At 44.7% G+C, this 17,214-nt stretch carries 16 protein-coding genes; 8 read left to right on the top strand and 8 right to left on the bottom strand.

The window, feature by feature from the left end:
* The first annotated feature begins 53 nt into the window (after positions 1–53).
* From AC6H1S_RS08805 to AC6H1S_RS08770, 8 genes are all read left to right on the top strand, one after another.
* Positions 54–539, top strand: coding sequence for a DUF4442 domain-containing protein (locus AC6H1S_RS08805; RefSeq protein ID WP_199138091.1), 486 nt, complete (start codon positions 54–56; stop codon positions 537–539).
* Positions 540–556: 17 nt separating this feature from the next.
* Complete coding sequence (locus AC6H1S_RS08800; protein ID WP_199138089.1) at positions 557–1,189, top strand: AlbA family DNA-binding domain-containing protein; 633 nt, start codon at positions 557–559, stop codon at positions 1,187–1,189.
* Between the two features lie 52 nt (positions 1,190–1,241).
* Positions 1,242–2,600 carry an MATE family efflux transporter gene (locus AC6H1S_RS08795; RefSeq protein WP_497565926.1) on the top strand — a complete coding sequence of 453 codons (1,359 nt, stop codon included), beginning with the start codon at positions 1,242–1,244 and terminating at the stop codon, positions 2,598–2,600.
* A gap of 114 nt (positions 2,601–2,714) precedes the next feature.
* Complete coding sequence (locus AC6H1S_RS08790) at positions 2,715–5,486, top strand: TonB-dependent receptor domain-containing protein (RefSeq protein ID WP_497565925.1); 2,772 nt, start codon at positions 2,715–2,717, stop codon at positions 5,484–5,486.
* 19 nt (positions 5,487–5,505) lie between these two features.
* The gene (locus AC6H1S_RS08785; RefSeq protein ID WP_497565924.1) at positions 5,506–6,834 is read left to right on the top strand and encodes a DUF4876 domain-containing protein; all 1,329 of its coding nucleotides are present in this window, start codon (positions 5,506–5,508) and stop codon (positions 6,832–6,834) included.
* 44 nt (positions 6,835–6,878) lie between these two features.
* A complete protein-coding gene (locus tag AC6H1S_RS08780) occupies positions 6,879–8,441 on the top strand; it encodes a DUF6850 family outer membrane beta-barrel protein (RefSeq protein ID WP_497565923.1) in 1,563 nt (520 codons plus the stop codon).
* A gap of 4 nt (positions 8,442–8,445) precedes the next feature.
* Positions 8,446–9,585, top strand: a complete 1,140-nt coding sequence (locus tag AC6H1S_RS08775) for a cytochrome-c peroxidase (RefSeq protein WP_497565922.1) — start codon at positions 8,446–8,448, stop codon at positions 9,583–9,585.
* A gap of 73 nt (positions 9,586–9,658) precedes the next feature.
* Entirely contained in the window at positions 9,659–10,024 is a 366-nt protein-coding gene (locus AC6H1S_RS08770) for a response regulator (RefSeq protein WP_199138083.1), read from the top strand.
* A gap of 1 nt (position 10,025) precedes the next feature.
* Here the strand turns inward: AC6H1S_RS08770 and AC6H1S_RS08765 are convergent, their stop codons facing one another.
* The 8 genes from AC6H1S_RS08765 to kynU all read right to left on the bottom strand — a co-directional run bounded on the left by AC6H1S_RS08765 (position 10,026) and on the right by kynU (position 17,069).
* Positions 10,026–10,184: a hypothetical protein gene (locus AC6H1S_RS08765; RefSeq protein ID WP_199138081.1), complete on the bottom strand. Its 159-nt coding sequence runs from the start codon at positions 10,182–10,184 to the stop codon at positions 10,026–10,028.
* 92 nt (positions 10,185–10,276) lie between these two features.
* Complete coding sequence (gene dinB / locus AC6H1S_RS08760; protein ID WP_497565921.1) at positions 10,277–11,380, bottom strand: DNA polymerase IV; 1,104 nt, start codon at positions 11,378–11,380, stop codon at positions 10,277–10,279.
* 1 nt (position 11,381) lies between these two features.
* Entirely contained in the window at positions 11,382–12,335 is a 954-nt protein-coding gene (locus AC6H1S_RS08755) for a hypothetical protein (RefSeq protein ID WP_497565920.1), read from the bottom strand.
* Between the two features lie 26 nt (positions 12,336–12,361).
* Positions 12,362–13,108, bottom strand: coding sequence for a hypothetical protein (locus tag AC6H1S_RS08750; protein WP_199138069.1), 747 nt, complete (start codon positions 13,106–13,108; stop codon positions 12,362–12,364).
* A gap of 106 nt (positions 13,109–13,214) precedes the next feature.
* A complete protein-coding gene (locus AC6H1S_RS08745) occupies positions 13,215–13,904 on the bottom strand; it encodes a pseudouridine synthase (RefSeq protein WP_199138067.1) in 690 nt (229 codons plus the stop codon).
* A gap of 16 nt (positions 13,905–13,920) precedes the next feature.
* Positions 13,921–14,823, bottom strand: a complete 903-nt coding sequence (locus AC6H1S_RS08740; protein WP_497565919.1) for a histone deacetylase family protein — start codon at positions 14,821–14,823, stop codon at positions 13,921–13,923.
* A 103-nt stretch (positions 14,824–14,926) separates the two neighbouring features.
* The gene (locus tag AC6H1S_RS08735) at positions 14,927–15,787 is read right to left on the bottom strand and encodes a bestrophin family protein (RefSeq protein WP_497565918.1); all 861 of its coding nucleotides are present in this window, start codon (positions 15,785–15,787) and stop codon (positions 14,927–14,929) included.
* The gene (gene kynU / locus AC6H1S_RS08730) at positions 15,780–17,069 is read right to left on the bottom strand and encodes a kynureninase (RefSeq protein WP_497565917.1); all 1,290 of its coding nucleotides are present in this window, start codon (positions 17,067–17,069) and stop codon (positions 15,780–15,782) included. Before kynU ends, AC6H1S_RS08735 begins: the two co-directional genes overlap by 8 nt.
* Between the last annotated feature and the right edge of the window lie 145 nt (positions 17,070–17,214).

Raw genomic sequence — 17,214 nt, 5'->3', positions numbered from 1 at the left:
AATTCCGTTATAAAACTTTCAAAGCTCAATAGTATTTCAGATATTTAACCATCATGATAGTTTCAGAGAGAACCCTTAAATGGGCCTTGTGCTTATATCCACCACTATTGTTTCAGCGAATTTGGGTCAGAAGGTTCCATCCGGGCTTTAGGGGCGTCGACGTAAAGATCAGCAACAGCTTTTTGAACAGAAACTACAATGGTTCTATTTTTGGCGGTTCCATTTATGCGGCAACAGATCCTTTTTATGCCATCCTTTTCGACCAGCTGATGCAACGCAGCGGGTTTAAGGTACGCGTTTGGCTCAAGAGCGCTTCCATCCAATACCTGAAGCCGGGGTTAACCAGCCTTTACTTTACCCTGGTGGTTACCGACGAGATGATAGCAGAGGCCAAAACAGCGCTCAACACTACCGGAAAGTTCGTCAAATCGTACCCGATGGAACTTTACAATAAACAGGGCGAACTTTGTGCCACCGTACAAAACGAAGTATACCTGCGCACCAAATTTCCTGGCGAAAAACAAAAAGTGGCCATTTAACAGTTAAAGCTTAGCGTATGAATATCAAAAGACTGATCCTGGAAGGCGAAAACGTAAGCTTGGATTTTAAAAAGACCATTAGCAGTGTCGAAAAAATTGCCAAGACCCTGGTTGCCTTTGCCAACAACAAAGGCGGCAAGCTGCTGATCGGCGTTACCGACGATGGTGCCATCAAAGGCGTCAAGTCTGAGGAAGAAGAAAAATATATGATCAACAAGGCTGCCCACCAGTTCTGTAAACCTGCCATAGAACCTAAATTCGAAGAGGTTTACCTTGACGACAAGGTGGTTTTGGTGGTCGACATCCCGCAAAGCGACTCGAAACCCCATTATGCCATGGACGAAAACAAAAAATGGTGGGTTTATTTCAGGATAAAAGACAAAAGCATTTTGGCCAGCAAGATTATTGTGGATGTATTGAAGCAGGGCAACCAGGAAACAGGCCAGCTTATTGCCTATTCGGAGCACGAAAAGAAACTGCTCGAATACCTGGAAGAACATGGACGCATTACCCTGAAAGAATACAGCAAACTGACCCGAAGCGCCTACAAAAAGGCACAGAAAATTATTGTAAGCCTCATTTTAACCGGCGTTATCCTGCCACATACTTCAGAAAAAGAAGAATATTTTACCGTAGCCGAGCTCAAATAATTAACACAAAACGAGTCGATTTGTGGTATAAAAACCTCATTTTTGCAACGCTATGCTACAAGCCCTCTACACTAAATATAAGCCTTACTACAAAGAAAACCTCATCTTAGCTGGTCCGATTGTGGTTTCGCAGATTGGCCACATGCTGGTGCACATGGCCGACAGCATTATTGTGGGCCAGTTTGCCGGAACGGTGCAGTTGGCCGCCGTTTCTTTGGTCAATAGTTTGTTTACGCTGATCTTGGTTTTGGGCTTGGGTATTTCTTATGGTTTAACGCCTTTGATTGCGAAGGAAAATGGCGCACAAAACCACAAAGAATGTGGCCGATTGCTTTCTAACAGCCTGCTGATCAACATTTTTACCGGAATAATCTTATATAGCCTGCTCCATTTTGGCACGTTGGCCGCCATCGATCATTTGGGCCAATCGCCTGAAGTAGTCAAATATGCCAAACCTTACTTGGGCCTGCTGTCTATTTCGATCATTCCGCTGATGGTTTTTCAAACTTTTAAGCAATTTGCCGAAGGATTGGGCTTTACCAAACAAGCCATGTTCATCTCCATATTCGGCAACCTGCTGAATATTGTTTTGGGTATTATATTGGTAAAAGGCTTATTTGGCATTGCGCCTATGGGTGTAAAAGGCGTAGGGATCAGCACGCTGGTTGACCGTTGTTTGATGGCCTTGGTGATGTGCTATTATGTACTGACTTCTAAAAACTTCAAGAAATACCTTCAAAAATTCAAGTGGACTTTTATGGACAAGGTAAGAAGCGGGCAGATCATCAAAATTGGTGCGCCGGTTTCTATGCAGTATGTATTCGAAATCAGTGCATTTAGTGGCGCGGCCATCCTGATTGGTACATTTGGCGCCGCACCACAGGCCGCCCACCAGATTGCTATTAATTTGGCCGCCTTTACCTATATGGTTGCCAGTGGCACCGCATCGGCGGCTACTATTAAAACCGGTAATTACCTGGGCAAGAAAGATCTGGTTAACCTGCGCATTTCGGCGGTAGCCAGCTACCATGTGGTCTTGGCTTTTATGAGCTGTACGGCTCTCCTCTTTATTTTGGCCAGCGGCATATTGCCTTACATTTATACCAATGACATAGCCGTGGTCGAAATTGCGGCGCAGCTTTTAATCATTGCCGGATTTTTCCAGTTGTTTGACGGTACACAGGTAGTTGGCTTGGGGGTTTTGCGTGGCATTGGCGATGTCAATATTCCAACCTTGGTCACTTTTCTTTCTTATTGGGTTATTGGCATACCGGTAGGCTACTTCTTGGGCATGCACCTTGGCATGGGTGTAAAAGGCATTTGGTATGGCCTGACCCTTGGCTTGTTAACAGCCTCTATCCTATTGTTTTTCAGGTTTCAGCACCGCACCAAGCTCTTGGCCAATTCGTAAAGAAGCAGTTTAGCTTTGGTGTAACAATCTAAACTACAATTAAGAATTATTCTAAATAACTTGTCGGCTGTTCAGATTTTTCACATCTTTGCGCCAAATTAGAATTAGTCTTAATTGAAACTACTTTATACCTTACTTTTATCGTGTAGCCTGTTTAGTGCATTTGGCCAGCCAAGCACCACTATTTCGGGCAAAGTAACCGCTTCCTCAGGTCAAGCGCTTGAAGCTGTTAATATTAAAATTATTGAGCTCAACCAATATTTAACGAGCAATAAAGATGGCGCATTCAAAGTACAGCTTAGCCACATTGGCAATGCTGTGCTTACTTTTGAGTTTTCTTACATCGGCTACCAAAAACTGACCAGCCAGATTAAGCTCACGGCAAATGGTTTCGACTTTGGCATTTTAGTTATGCAGGAACTCAACCTGAGCCTGGCTACCATCGACATCAATGCCAAAAGAAATTACGAAGGTTCATCCAACTCATCGCTGATCATCAGCAGAGACATTATTGAACGTACGCCAGCATTGAGCCTTTCAGACCTGCTGAACCAAATTCCGAACAGAAAGGTCACGCCTCCATCTTTGCAAAATGTACAGAACCTTACCTTGCGTTCTACCTTTGCGCCGACCACCAACAACAGAGGCGCCTTTGAAATGAACAATGCCTTTGGCGTGGCCATTATTGTTGATGGCAATGCCATTAGCAACAACATGAACATGCAGAGCTTTAATCCTGGTATGCTGGGGGTCAGCAATTCCTACCTGTCAAGCGGCAATTCGTATGGCTTAAGCGGTACGAGCACAACGTCGTACTCCGGCGACTTTGCCTTTGGTGGGACGGATTTGCGGCAGATACCTGCCGACAACATCGAAAGCATAGAAGTGATTTCGGGTGTTGCGCCCGCCAAATATGGCGATTTGAGCGATGGGGCGCTGATTGTTGAACGCCAAGCGGGCAAGGCGCCGGCTTACCTGCGCATGCAGCTGCGCGACAATGCCACTTCTTATGGGTATTCGCAGGGCTTTAAGCTCTCGCCCAAAGCGGGGGCATTGAATGTAGGCCTCAACTACGTAAATTCTTTTGCCGATAACCGCGACAAAATCAAGGCTTACCGCAGAATCAATGCTTCTACCATATATACCAATACTTTTGGCAAGGAAAAACGCCTTAAAAATACCTTGAGCATTGATTATGGCCAAAATCTTGATGGCATTAAGCGCGATCCAGACGATATCAGCAAAACCGTAACCAAATTTAACAGCTGGAACTTCAGTACAGCCAATCGTAGTTTTTACCGCTTGAATACCAATTTCCTGAAGAGTGTTTCACTTAACCTGCGCTATGCCGAGGGCCATCAGGTCAGCTATAAAGAACAGTACAGAAATGAGCCATACGCCATTATTTCTGACGCCACCACCACCGGTATACACGAAGGAAGTTATGTACCGGGCATTTATACGGCTCAATCGCTAATAGATGGCCGGCCAGTCAACGCTTCGGCCAAACTGGATTTCAATGCTGATTTTAAACTCGGAAATACCACGCATTTCCTGGGTTTTGGCATCAGCTATGATTACGGCGCCAACAAGGGCTTGGGCCAGGTTTTAGATCCTAGCAGGCCCCGCGCACAGACGGCCGTTGCTCCTACTTCGCTCACTTCTAACCGTTCTGAGCGTTATTACGATTTTGCTTTGGCCATACCGCAACAAAACGTTGGTCTTTACCTAGAGGACGTCTTTAAACTGAACCTCTTTAAAAGGGAACTTAATGTACGTGGCGGTTTGCGGTACGATATTCAAAATGCCCTGCCGTCCTTCTCGCCTAGGATCAATACCAATTATTCGTTGAGCGATAACCTGAGCATCGGCTTGGCTTACGGCTTGGCATTTAAATCGCCTTCGTTGGCGCAAAGATATCCCGGACCAGTGTATAATGAAATACCACTGGTAAACGCTTACAACGGCAAAGCAGCCGAAAGCACTTACCTGGTTTACGTCAACCGCTATAATCCTACGGCCAGCAACATCAAATCATCGAAAAGCCAGACTTTCGAATTTACGTCTCAGCTCAAGATGAAAGACTACCGTATCTCGTTGGCCGTATTCAGCAAACAATCGAGAGATGGCATCAGCACGGTTGCGCAACGTGAATATGTTACCCTGCCGTCTTACACGGTAACGCCGGTACCCAACCAAAAGCCGATCATTACGCAAACGGGTACCAAAAACTACAGCTTCACCTATTCTACGTTCAACAACGACCTGAGGTCGGACAATGATGGCATTGAACTGATTGCCAACACGCCGCAAATCACTGCATTAGCCACCAGCTTTAACCTTAGCGCGGGTATTTTCAGAACGAAATACCGCACCAACAGTCCAAGGCAGTCGAGCTTTACCGACGAAGGCACTGCTAGGCCCGATTATGCCATTATCGGTGTCTATGAACCTGCCAACCGTACTTCGTATTTGAGCAATGCCTCGTTGAGTTCGTCTACACATATCCCTAAAATCAGTTTGATAGTAAGCTTTATTGCCGATTTTTCTTTGCTTCAAAAAACCGTGCAATCGCCAACAGCTGGCATCCCGCTGGGCTATCTTACCCGCGATGGTAGATACATTACGGTAACCGATCCAGATCCGAACAACTTGGATTATGGCCATTTGATCAAGCCTTCGTCGGAAATCAACGAAAACAATGTGCCTAAAATCATTCCCAATTTCCATTTGAGCCTGGCCAAAGAGATCAGGAAACGTTTCAGGTTTGCCTTCAATGTGTACAACGTATTCAACTATCAGCCCTATTATATTTCGACAACCAATACTTATACCTTCCCCAACAGTGCTCCAACTTTTGGAGCCGAGATTTCGTTAAAACTTTAATTTTTTTAATCGCAGCAACATGAAAAAATACCTTTACCTGTTTTTGGCCAGCTTAGCGCTAACGGCTTGCAAAAAAAATAACACGACAGAGATACAGCCCATCGACGTAAATGTAAATGTATCTTACAACCTTGAAACCAGTACCTATAAGTTGCCTTTAAACGTGGTAAAAGTTAAGGTAACCAACGTAAGCACCAAAACCGTTCGTGAGTTTAATGTTTCTGAAAAAGGAACTTTGCTGATTTCACAGTTATCGCCAGGGGCCTACGATATTGATGCTTCGGCAACGATTTCGGCCGCAGATTATACCGCTATTACGGCTATTCCGGTAGACAGGGCCGTAACTTTTAATGCTTCGCTTAAAAACAAACAGATTGCGGTAGGCTTTAACGAAACGCTTTCGCTTAACCTAAGGGCTGGTTTTACCGGCGATTGGGTCATCAAGCAAGTATACTTTGCAGGTTCAGACCGTGTTAACGGCGCCTTGTACAGGGATCAATTTATAGAGTTTTACAACAACAGCGACAAGGTATTGTATGCTGATAGCCTTTATTTTGCCGAAACCGTTGGCCTGATTACCAAATCGACTGCCAATTCTTATAATCTATTGGCTTCAACCGGCCAATTAGACTGGTCTAAATCGGTGAACATGCCAGCCAATATCGACGCTAATAACGATTACATCTACGCCCGCGCATTTTTGATGATTCCCGGAACCGGCAAGCAATATCCTGTACAGCCCGGCAAAAGCATTGTAGTGGCGCAAACCGCCATTAACCACAAGGCGCCATTTACGGGTACCGATGGCAAGCAGGTTACGGTAATCAATCCGGCATTGACCATTGATTTGAGTGGCGCCGATTTTGAAGCCTATTATGCGCCCTTATTGGCCAAACCCTTGGCATCTGATATCGACAACCCAAATGTACCGAACCTTACCGTGCTTTCGTATTTCGGAACTGATATGATTTTCGATAATCCGGGCAGGTATTCTTATGCCTTGATCAAAGCTGATGGTACCCAAAGCCCTAAAGATTGGCCCATGTACAACTATCCCACCAAGGCCGCCCCTTCTTCAACAGCCACCAAATACTATCAAATTCCGAACAAATACGTGATCGATGCCGTTGAAGTTCAACCGGTAGAGGCCGATGACCGTATTCCTAAAAAATACAACTCGGCTCTTGATGCTGGCTTTACCTACGTACCACTAGGTTCTTATACTTCGCAGTCGATCATCAGAAAAACCGAAAAAACAGTAAACGGACGTATTGTCTTGAAAGACACCAACAACAGTACCGAAGATTTCACTTTCCTCAACGTAGCCACCCCAAGAGGTTTTAAATAACATAACCATAGCCAGCTTTAAGCGACTGGCGATTTAATGTTGCAATGTACCAAAGCAAATATTGTTTTCTATTCCTGCTCCTTTTGCCTTTTGCCACGTTTGCACAAGGCAGAAAGGATTCGATAGGTCTGGCCAATGCCAATCTTTCGCAATTTGTTTATGCCGATTCGATACAGCTGGCTAAAATGCGTTTTGCGCAGGCCAGCAGCTACTACCTGATCGACTTGATGCCCAACAGGGTGAGCCGTGCCGGTGTGGCCTACAGTTTTGAGCGAGGCCATTTTATACCGGCGCAAGGCGCAACTACCATTAACAGTGGTGGTTTTGCTACCGAAGGAACAGCCAAAATAGGCACTGTTAAATTGTTTGGAAGCTTAAACTACCAAAAGATTTTCGAAGACAGCACGCGCTATGCCCATCAAACCCGAAGCAATACCACTACGCCGTATTATTTCGGATCGCCGGGCTATGTGCATTATGAACGGACCATTTATGCTTTTAATGCCATGGCCAGCAAAAGCATTTGGCAAGACAAGTTGACTTTTTCGTTCGAGACCAATTACAAAGTCGGCGACCACTTCTCTACCAACGACCCCAGAGGTTCGGTTGGTGAGTACCAATTCAATTTAAAGGGCATTTTGGGCTATCGCTTTTCGAAGACCTTTAAAGCCGGGCTTGGTTATGGACATGGCTACGGTCGCGAAAGCATCAACATAGGCTATAAAAATCCAAGGTATTATGAAAGTTCGGCTTTCCCCGTGTATTACAATCATTTGGTAAACGGATATCGGGAATGGGACGACGCCTTGAAAAACAGAACCTATGATGATAAAATGGTAAGAAACGGAGCCGATCTGTTTATGGACTTACATACAAATACTTTAGGTGATTTTTACCTGAACGGAAGCTTCCTTAAAGAAAATCAGCACTATTTTTACAGCAACAGCAGCGGTTTTACAGACTACACCAGCTATGGCCTGGAAACTACGAAAGTTAATCTTTTATGGCTCAACAAATCAAATCGCCTTGGCTATGGAGCTACCGTTAACTTTCAAAGCCAAACCGGAAAGGATTTTAACCTCACTTACCAGGCCAATAATTACATCTATAACGGCAACGATGTAACGGCAAAGCTGTTTGTCAACAAATATGCGGAAGCGAATACCCATAGCTTTTATTTGGCTGCCCAGCAGTACAGCGAAGAGAGAACCGATGGCATCAGTGGCAACAATGTATACTACAACAACCTGCTCCTGTCTTTAGGTTACGGATTGAATCATAGCAATACCAACCATACCTATTTTGCCATTAACTTAACGGGTTCTTACAACCTGCCTTTGGCCAGCGCGTTTAAGGTAGTGCAGCAGCCAGGTTACTTTACCCAAAACGTCATCAATCGCGATTATATTTTCAATACCGCTACATCGCTTGGTGGCCAACTTAAAATGGCCTATGGATTTCCAATTTTCAGAACCATGAGATCGGCCATTGCCATTAATACCTTCTACCTCAGAAAACTAGAAGAACAAACAATCGAAAGCGCTTATTCGAGTTTGCCGGGGAAGGATCGTTTTGCCACAAATATGAGCTTAAATCTATATTTTTGATGCCATGAAGAAGATTTTGTTTGGATTAAGTGTTACGTTTGCTTTTTTGTTGTTCCTGTCGTTCAGGTCGACCGAGTTTAGGACGGGCGATGATATTCCTGTCGATTCGCTCAGAAAAATCTATGCTAAACCGCCGAGCCAATGGCCAAAGCCAACCATTGATTCTGGTGTAAAATATACCGAATTGGGCATCTTGCCCCCTTCGCCAATCAATCTCAAAAACGATTCGATTAAAAAGATCGTCGATTTGGGCAGGATGCTGTTCTTTGACCCGCGCCTTTCCGAATCGAATCAGATCTCGTGCTCGAGCTGCCACGTACCCGACCTGAACTGGGCCGATGGACGAGAAGTGTCTATTGGCCACGACCATGCACCTAATACTCGCAATGCGCCATCGCTGGAAAATGTTTGGTTTTACAAGCGCTTGTTTTGGGACGGCCGCGCCAATAGCCTGGAAGAACAGGCCGAAAGCCCGCTTACCTCTAAAATAGAAATGCACCAGGACATGAAGGTACTGCCTAAAAAGCTGAAGCAGATTAAAGGCTACAGAACCCTGTTTACGGCCGCATTTGGTGATGATAAGATCAATACCGAACGTATTTTTAAAAGCCTGGCCGATTTTCAACGAACCATTGTCAGCAGGAAATCTGATTTTGACAGGTTTTTAGAAGGCAACAAAAATAGCCTTACCGATCAGCAATTGGTGGGTTTGCATCTTTTCAGAACCAAGGCACGCTGCGTGAACTGCCACAATGGACCTTTGTTTACCGATAACGATTTCCACAACGTGGGCCTCACCTATTATGGACGCAAATACGAGGACTTGGGCTTGTACAACGTAACCAAAAAGCCCGAAGATGTTGGTAAATTCAAAACGCCAAGCCTGCGCAATGTAATGCGTACAGGACCCTGGTTCCATAATGGCCTCTTTGGCGATATGGATGGCATTTTGAACATGTACAATGTGGGCATGCCGGTGCAGCGAGTAAAGCCGGAGCAAGAAAACGACCCGCTATTGCCTAAAAACGACAAGCTGTTGCGTGGCTTAAGGCTCAGCAAGGGCGAAAGAGATGCCGTGGTTGCTTTTCTGCAGGCAATTACTACAAGCCCTTGGAAAGACAGGCAACCTGAACTGCCCAAATAATTCTGAATTTTAATTTGTTGGCAAATACAAGAATTACACTATATTTAGTCGCAAATTTTAATAAGCTACCTCAATGAAAAAGCGTGTGCTGGTTATAGAAAACGACAGAGATATTCTTGAATTGATCTCTTTGGTATTAGAAGAAGCGGGTTATGAGTCCAGCTTGCATACCACCGAACGAAACATATTCGAACACATTACTGCATTTGGACCCGATGCCATTTTGCTGGATATTGTAAAACCTACCTTAGAAGGCACCGAACTTTGCCGACAGATTAAAGAGGCCGAACAAACCAGTCATATACCGGTTATAGTGCTCTCTACGCACCCACAAATACAAAAAGTGAAAGAAGTTTGTGCAGACGAGGTTGTACCAAAGCCTTTCGATATAGACGGTTTACTAGAAATATTGGAAGAACAGCTAACAAGCAACAACTAGGCTAAACCTGTTGGTCGCGGTGCTTTTCTGGCTTTACTTCTCGTTCGTTAAGCTCCTGTTCTAAATCCTTTTGGTCTTTTCTATTGCGTTTCACAATAAAATAAACAAAAGCCAGTACAGCAACAATAACGATCGCAATAACTACAACGTTGATTTTCATATTAACTTGTACAGGATGAATGAACCCTTATTAATTATTAAGTAAAAATAAGGCGGAATTGTTTACTTAAAGTTAAGCAAAGGTTATGTTAGCTACAGGTCGAATAAGGAAGTTTGGTAGCCGGTTGCATTGTTTTTGGTTCTGGCCTCACCAAAATTTGAAAAGCCGATACCAATTAGCCTCACTTTCTTGCCAGCGAAATCAACTTGTTCCAAAAGGCTTTTGGCAATTTCCAGCACCTGTTCCAATTCTAAAATAGGTGTAGCAAGAGAAGTACTTCGGGTAATTTGCTTAAAATCGCCAAATTTGATTTTCAGGGTCAGCGTACGGCCAAATACCTGATGGTTTTGCAGCCTTTTGTAAGCCGACCTGGCAATCTTGTCCAGCCATTCGCTAAGTTCTTCGCCTTTATCCAGATCGTATGAGAAGGTATCTTCGGCACTGATCGATTTGATGTCCTGATGTGGCTGTACCGGCCTGTTGTCAATGCCCCTCACAATATGATAAAAGAACTTGCCGGTTTTGCCAAACAGCTGTACCATACGCTGCTCACCCAGTTGCTTGAGGTCTAGTCCGGTATGCAAGCCTTGGCGCTTCATTTTCTCGGCAGTGACCTTGCCCACGCCAAAAAACTTCTCGACGGGCAGGCGCTCTACAAACTTTTCGATTTTGGACGGCCCGATAAAAGTTAAGCCATCGGGCTTGTTCATATCCGATGCGATTTTGGCTATAAACTTGTTGATGGATACACCAGCCGATGCGGTGAGTTGCAGTTCATCTTTAATGGCCTGCCTAATTTCCTGGGCAATGGCAATGGCCGAACCGATTCCCAATTTATCTTCCGTAACATCTAAATACGCCTCGTCCAACGAAAGCGGCTCAATCAGATCGGTGTAACGCCTGAATATTTCCCTTATTTTTTGCGAAGCCTCTTTGTAAGCAGCGAAGCGCGGGTAAACGAAAATGGCATGTGGACAGAGCTGCTGGGCTTTACGGCTGGTCATGGCTGATTTAACGCCGAACTTTCGTGCTTCATAACTAGCGGTAGCCACCACGCCCCTACCTTCAGGCGGACCGCCAACCACCAGTGCCTTGCCCCTATATTTCGGAAAATCGCGCTGCTCAACCGATGCATAGAATGCGTCCATATCAATATGGATGATTTTTCTGAGCAATTTGTCATCTTCTGATTTCATGTCAAGGCAAAATAAAAGAAGCATAAGCCCGGTCTTTCCAAAATTTGTAGCCCTTATCTTCAAATTTGGTACCCGCCAAAACCAATTGGATAAACCCGTTCTTCTCTACCAAAACAGTATGAAAAATCTTGGCTGCCGGATTTTTGATCAGTATAAATGCCGTAGTTCCCTGTCTATTCCTAAAACTGATCCGGTCTTCAAATTCCTGTTTTTGCAACTGGCCAGCAACAACAAGGTCTTTGGCCAACAGCTGGCTCCGGTACCAGGTTCCGCCGGTTGGCGATACCAAGGGTTTGCCGTTGTATGTCACCACGCTATCGTTGTAGGTTATTACCTGTAGCGATTTGTTTGGCAACTTTAGCCAGTTGGCCAATTTGGACTGATGTTTGTCGGTTTCGTAGCCATAGGTGGCGTCTAAAAAGCCTATTCGCGCCAGGTTTGCCGGCAACAATTGCTGGGCATTGATATAACCGAAAATGAAGCTTCCGCCCCCACTATGGCTTGTTAAAATTAATTGAGGATGATATTGGGCATAGTGGCTCTCAATCAGTTTTACGAAATTGGCTATGCGTTCGTCGCTGTTGGCAAATTTTCTGCGCCAAGCTGGCCAGGCCTTCAGCGAATTTTCCGCATAAACCACAATGTAATTGGTTTGAGGATCTGCTTTCCGGATAAAAGCTGTCTGCGCCCCTATATGTTGGATATCAAAATGCCAATCGTCGCCAGGGGCTAATTGCTTACCAAAGCTTTGGGCCGTGGTATTACCGTTGGGCAAGGCAAAAATAATGAGCTTGGTGGGTAGCGCAGTTTTTAGCTGGTCAGGCTCATCGAAAGTAAGGGTGATGCCACTGTCTATCTCGAGCTTTTTAAACGAATCAAACTTCGCTTTAAAGGTTTGCTGTGCCTTTAGTTTCGCATTGAAAAGCAACAGGAAAAAGAGAAACAGGTACCGCATAGCTACAAAGCTACAATAATCCTGGGCTATTTTTTCTTGGCCCGGCCTAAATTTACCACGGCTCCTACACTGAACACCGAATTGCCTGCATTTAGGAATTTGCGGTTTTTTAAGCCAAAATTGCTGCCACTGGTGTACTGCAGCTGCACCTCGTCGCTCAAAATCATGCGGGTAAAAAATACAGGCTCTAGAAAAACATTGTCTTCATTGGGTTGCTTTACGCCGTTGCGAAAAAAATCGTTGGTTTTCACAAAGCTCATGCGCAGGGCTGTGCCATAATTGAGCGCAAAATTTACACCGAACAGGCGTAATTTGTCTTTTTTCTTAGAGCTGTAATTAACTTGGATAAATTGTTTATCGTATTTAGAATCGTACAGGTCTGTGCTTAGCAAAATCTTCTGCTCATCGAACTCTCTAAACAGCCTATGACTTTTGCCGCTGCCCACACCGGCATAAATTTCGAGAATGCGGTTATTGTCTGGTCCAAAAGTATCAAAATAGCCCGCCCCAAATTCGATCATTTTGTGCTTGATGTCCTTTTTGGTGGCTTCGTTGTTCAGGTAGGCGCCATTGGCCAATACGGCAAAATGGTTGCTAATGGCATAGGCCGAGTTGAAGTTGGCATTGCCTTTTAGCGAAATATGGGCTCCAGCAGCAATTTCACCTTGCGTAGTCAGCATGGGCGTATTGGGTACGCTTGGCATATAGATGGAAGAACAGCTGCTCAGCGCGAGCATGGCAAAGGCTAAGATAAGGTAGAAGTATTTCGTCATTTGTCTTTTTTAACAGCAAACGGCAAACAAATATTGTGCTAAAAGAGGCAATTTGTAAATAAAAACGTTTTTTAATGGCCTGACCAAAGGCAACGGCTTTCGACTTCTAATTTTCAAAGGCCAGCTTCATCAGTTCCATCATTCGCTTAAACTCGGGGTGTACGCCTGCTTTCAACTCGATTTGCTGACCAGTTACCGGATGTGCAAAAGCCAGTTGACTGGCATGCAGCAACATCGTGGTCATTGCAAACTGCTCCTTAAAAAATCGGTTCTGTTTGTTGCAACCATGTGTTCGATCGCCAATAATGGGATGGAAAATATGGGCAAAATGCTTGCGTAGCTGATGCATGCGGCCTGTTTTTGGTGTAGCCTCTACCAAAGAGTACCTGGAAGTGGCGTGTTTGCCAAAAGCCACGTCAATTTCGGCGCGTTGCAGGGTTACAAAGGAAGTAAAAGCATCTTGCATCGTGCCGTTTTCTTTGGCCAACGGATAGTCGATGTCTAACTGATCGGGTGCATAGCCTCGTAAAATGGCCAGGTATTTTTTGCTCACCTCGCCTTCCATAAACTGCTTGTGCATGGCAATTTCAACTTCTTTTTCGAAGGCAAACAGCAATAGCCCACTGGTTTTCCTATCCAAACGGTGCACCGGGCTTACTTGTTGGCCAATCTGATCCCTTAACAGCTGCAGGGCAAATTCGGTCGCATCGTTCGCTATTTTAGAGCGATGCACCAATAAGCCATGTGGCTTATTAATGGCTATTAAATGTTCATCCTGATACACAATTTCTAACATTCCGCGAAGATAAGGATTAAACAAACAAATCGGCGGCCAGCCGAAAGGTATTGCAATGGGCATCTACAATCACCTTAATATCTTCCAAATAACCTCCGCCCATGCTTACCTGTACCGGCACCTGGTATTTAAGGCAAGCCTCAAAAACCAGCTGGTCGCGTTCTTTGCAGGCTTTTTTGCTTAAAGCCAGTTTTCCCAATTTGTCGCTGGCCAATACATCAACCCCAGCTAGGTAAAAAACAAAATCGGGTTGTTGCCTACTAAATACTTCGGCCAGTGCTGTTTTGAGCTTGTACAGAAACTCTTCGTCGCCAGTGCCGTCGGCTAAGGCAATATCCAAATCGGACTGTTCCTTTCTAAAAGGGAAATTCTTGTCGCCGTGCATAGAAAAAGTAAATACCTGGGGTTCTGTGGCAAAGATCTGTGCGGTGCCATTGCCTTGGTGAACATCTAAATCGATGATTAAGATACGCTTAGCCAAACCTTTATTTAGCAAATAATTAGCTGCAATGGCTTGGTCGTTCAGCAAACAGAAACCTTCGCCCCAGTTGCTCCCTGCATGATGCGTTCCGCCAGCTACATTAAAGGCAATTCCATACTGTTGGGCAAAGCTAGCGCCATCTATGGTTCCTTGTGCAATCCTGATTTCGCGTTCTACCAATTGGGCGGTCAAGGGAAAACCAATGCGACGTTGCTCTTTTAAAGGCAAAGTCAACCCTTTGAGCTGCTGCCAATAAACGCGATCGTGCGTAGCCAGGATTATTTCCTCGGCCAGGGGCTCTGGCGCAAAAAGGTTGTCCTCCCTAATCGTGCCTTCGTGTAGCAACTGTTCGGGGATCAGCTCGTACTTGAGCATCGGAAACCGATGTCCGGCTGGCAGCGGATGCGCATAAAGACGGTGATAAGCTATTTTGAGCATCAATAACGCAATTATTGAACGAATAAATTAGTAGGCATTGAGCTAGAGAATGATTAAACAAGGTCCAAATAAGCAATAGTGGGCATGCCGAAATGCTCCATATTTAGCCTAATATCTCTTCTACGTGCTTTTCAATGTTGCTGCAAATCTGATCTACCGGCAAATCATTGGCATCCACACCAAAAGGGTTTTCTATTTCTTCGGCAATCAACTCTAAACTGGCCAATACATACAAGATGAAAGGCACAATGGGCACCACAAAATAACCCAAGCTAAACACCCAACCAAAGGGCAAGGTAATGACATAGATGAAAATGAATTTTTTGATAAAAGCACTGTAAGAAAAAGGAATCGGCGTATTCCTGATGCGCTCACAACCACCGCAGATATCGGTAAACTGCGTAGCATCGGCATTGAGGGTAATCAGCTGCTCTTGCGAAATCTTGTGGGCAGCCTGCAAGCCATAAAGCCTACCGACGATGCTCGCAGCCACCTGGTTCGGAATGTGCTTACCCCCGTCAATTTCGATTAGGAAACTGTCTTTGCCAAAGTACTGCTTTTCACGCAGGTGCTCTTTCAGGGCAAAGGCATATTTTGGAATGGCATATTTGAAAAAGGAATTTTCTTCCTTGTCGAGGTTAAGCGACTTGATTTTAATGGCAAAATTGCGGCTTACGTTGGTCAGCGCACCCAAAAGCTTCCTTCCATCCCACCATCTATCGTAAGAAGTATTGGTTCGGAATACCAGTAACATCGAAATCACGAAACCTAAGAGGTTATGCATCATGCCCACGTTTTTGATATAGGTGGTTTCGGCCAGTTTCAGGTAATTGAGCTCTACAAAAGCAATGAGGCCAGAAAATACGGCCACGCCAAGCATCAATGGCCAAAGCTTGCGAAAAGTATCGGCTTTATGGATATGGAAGATAAAGTGCGACCACTCTTTGGGATTATAGTTAATCATTTAATTGCTGGCTAACGGTCAATAATAGTTCTCCTGTTCTGTATACATCTTCAAAGCTGTTGTACAAAGGCACCGGACTTAAACGGATTACGTTGGGTTCGCGCCAATCGCCAAGTACGTGATGAGCTACCAACTGATCGAATACCAGCTTACCGTTGGCTTTGGCAATGATGGAAACCTGAGCGCCTCTATCGGCTTCGGTTGCGGGGGTTATGATGTGATACTGCTCCTCTCCTAATTTCTTATTTACCTCATTAATAACATAAAATAAATAAGCAGTTAAAGTTTTACTTTTATTTCTTAAAGGTTCGATAAAGCCTGCCTTTTCAAACAGTTGCAACGAAGCATGGTAGAGCGCCATAGGCATTACCTGGGTACAGCTTACCTGCCAACCATCGGCACCAGCCTCGGGCACAAAGCCTTTTTCCATTTTAAAGCGCTGTGCTTCCTGGTAGCCCCACCAACCAGCAAAACGGTGCAATGAAGTATCGGAAAAGTGTTTTTCATGCACAAAAATACCACTGATGCCTCCAGGACCAGAATTTTGATATTTATAAGAACACCAGCAGGCAAAATCGATGTCCCAATCGTGCAGTTCTAAGGGTACGTTTCCAGCCGCATGGGCCAAATCGAAACCTACGGTAGCCCCAACGGCATGTCCAGCTTTTGTTATGGCAGGCATATCATACCATTGTCCGGTAAAATAATTAACGCCGCCAAACAGCACCAAAGCAATTTCGTCGCCATTGGCTTTTATTTCCTGTAAAATGGCTTCGGTTTCTAAAGTATAAGCTCCTGCTTGGGGCTTAACCTCAATAATGGCTTCCTTAGGATCGTAACCATGGAAACGAACCTGACTTTCGATGGCATACTGGTCTGACGGAAAAGCCCCGGCTTCCATGATGATCTTGAACCTTTTACCTTGAGGGCGATAGAAACTGACCATCAGCAAGTGCAGATTAACTGTTAAGGTATTCATCGGACAAACCTCTGCAACTTTTGCACCCACCATGGGCGCCATTAGCTTTTTCAGTTCCTTATGGTAAAACATCCATGGGGTTTCGCCATCAAACCAACCCTCTACAGCCAGGTTTTTCCAATTGTCTAATTGCACTTGCATTACTTCTTGTGCTACTTTAGGTTGTAATCCTAAAGAATTACCACACAAGTAGATAAATTCTTTTCCGTTGTGTTGAGGAAAAAGAAATTGACTGCGCATTTCCCTTAGTGGGTCGGCTCGGTCTAGCTGTTGGGCGAAAGACAGATTGTTCTCGAAATTCATGTGCCAATATTAATAAAAAAAAGCCTAACCTCTCGGCTAGACTTGATATTTTGCTTCAAATTCAGATTGCTTGACTTGACTTCCGAGCCCTTCAAATTTGATCCTTTTGTAGTTCGTATTGACCTGCTCATGTAACTCATAGCTG

Source organism: Pedobacter sp. TM02 (assembly GCF_059705275.1).
Note: the sequence above shows the minus strand (reverse complement) of the source record. Positions and strands in the feature narration are given on the sequence as shown.

Bases quoted from the DNA above. Each gene is read 5' to 3' on its own strand.
- AC6H1S_RS08740 (WP_497565919.1), bottom strand. From the start codon at position 14,823: ATGCTCAAAATAGCTTATCACCGTCTTTATGCGCATCCGCTGCCAGCC.
- dinB (WP_497565921.1), bottom strand. From the start codon at position 11,380: ATGAAATCAGAAGATGACAAATTGCTCAGAAAAATCATCCATATTGAT.
- AC6H1S_RS08770 (WP_199138083.1), top strand. From the start codon at position 9,659: ATGAAAAAGCGTGTGCTGGTTATAGAAAACGACAGAGATATTCTTGAA.
- kynU (WP_497565917.1), bottom strand. From the start codon at position 17,069: ATGAATTTCGAGAACAATCTGTCTTTCGCCCAACAGCTAGACCGAGCC.
- AC6H1S_RS08735 (WP_497565918.1), bottom strand. From the start codon at position 15,787: ATGATTAACTATAATCCCAAAGAGTGGTCGCACTTTATCTTCCATATC.
- AC6H1S_RS08780 (WP_497565923.1), top strand. From the start codon at position 6,879: ATGTACCAAAGCAAATATTGTTTTCTATTCCTGCTCCTTTTGCCTTTT.
- AC6H1S_RS08800 (WP_199138089.1), top strand. From the start codon at position 557: ATGAATATCAAAAGACTGATCCTGGAAGGCGAAAACGTAAGCTTGGAT.
- AC6H1S_RS08755 (WP_497565920.1), bottom strand. From the start codon at position 12,335: ATGCGGTACCTGTTTCTCTTTTTCCTGTTGCTTTTCAATGCGAAACTA.
- AC6H1S_RS08745 (WP_199138067.1), bottom strand. From the start codon at position 13,904: ATGTTAGAAATTGTGTATCAGGATGAACATTTAATAGCCATTAATAAG.
- AC6H1S_RS08765 (WP_199138081.1), bottom strand. From the start codon at position 10,184: ATGAAAATCAACGTTGTAGTTATTGCGATCGTTATTGTTGCTGTACTG.
- AC6H1S_RS08785 (WP_497565924.1), top strand. From the start codon at position 5,506: ATGAAAAAATACCTTTACCTGTTTTTGGCCAGCTTAGCGCTAACGGCT.
- AC6H1S_RS08750 (WP_199138069.1), bottom strand. From the start codon at position 13,108: ATGACGAAATACTTCTACCTTATCTTAGCCTTTGCCATGCTCGCGCTG.
- AC6H1S_RS08775 (WP_497565922.1), top strand. From the start codon at position 8,446: ATGAAGAAGATTTTGTTTGGATTAAGTGTTACGTTTGCTTTTTTGTTG.
- AC6H1S_RS08805 (WP_199138091.1), top strand. From the start codon at position 54: ATGATAGTTTCAGAGAGAACCCTTAAATGGGCCTTGTGCTTATATCCA.
- AC6H1S_RS08795 (WP_497565926.1), top strand. From the start codon at position 1,242: ATGCTACAAGCCCTCTACACTAAATATAAGCCTTACTACAAAGAAAAC.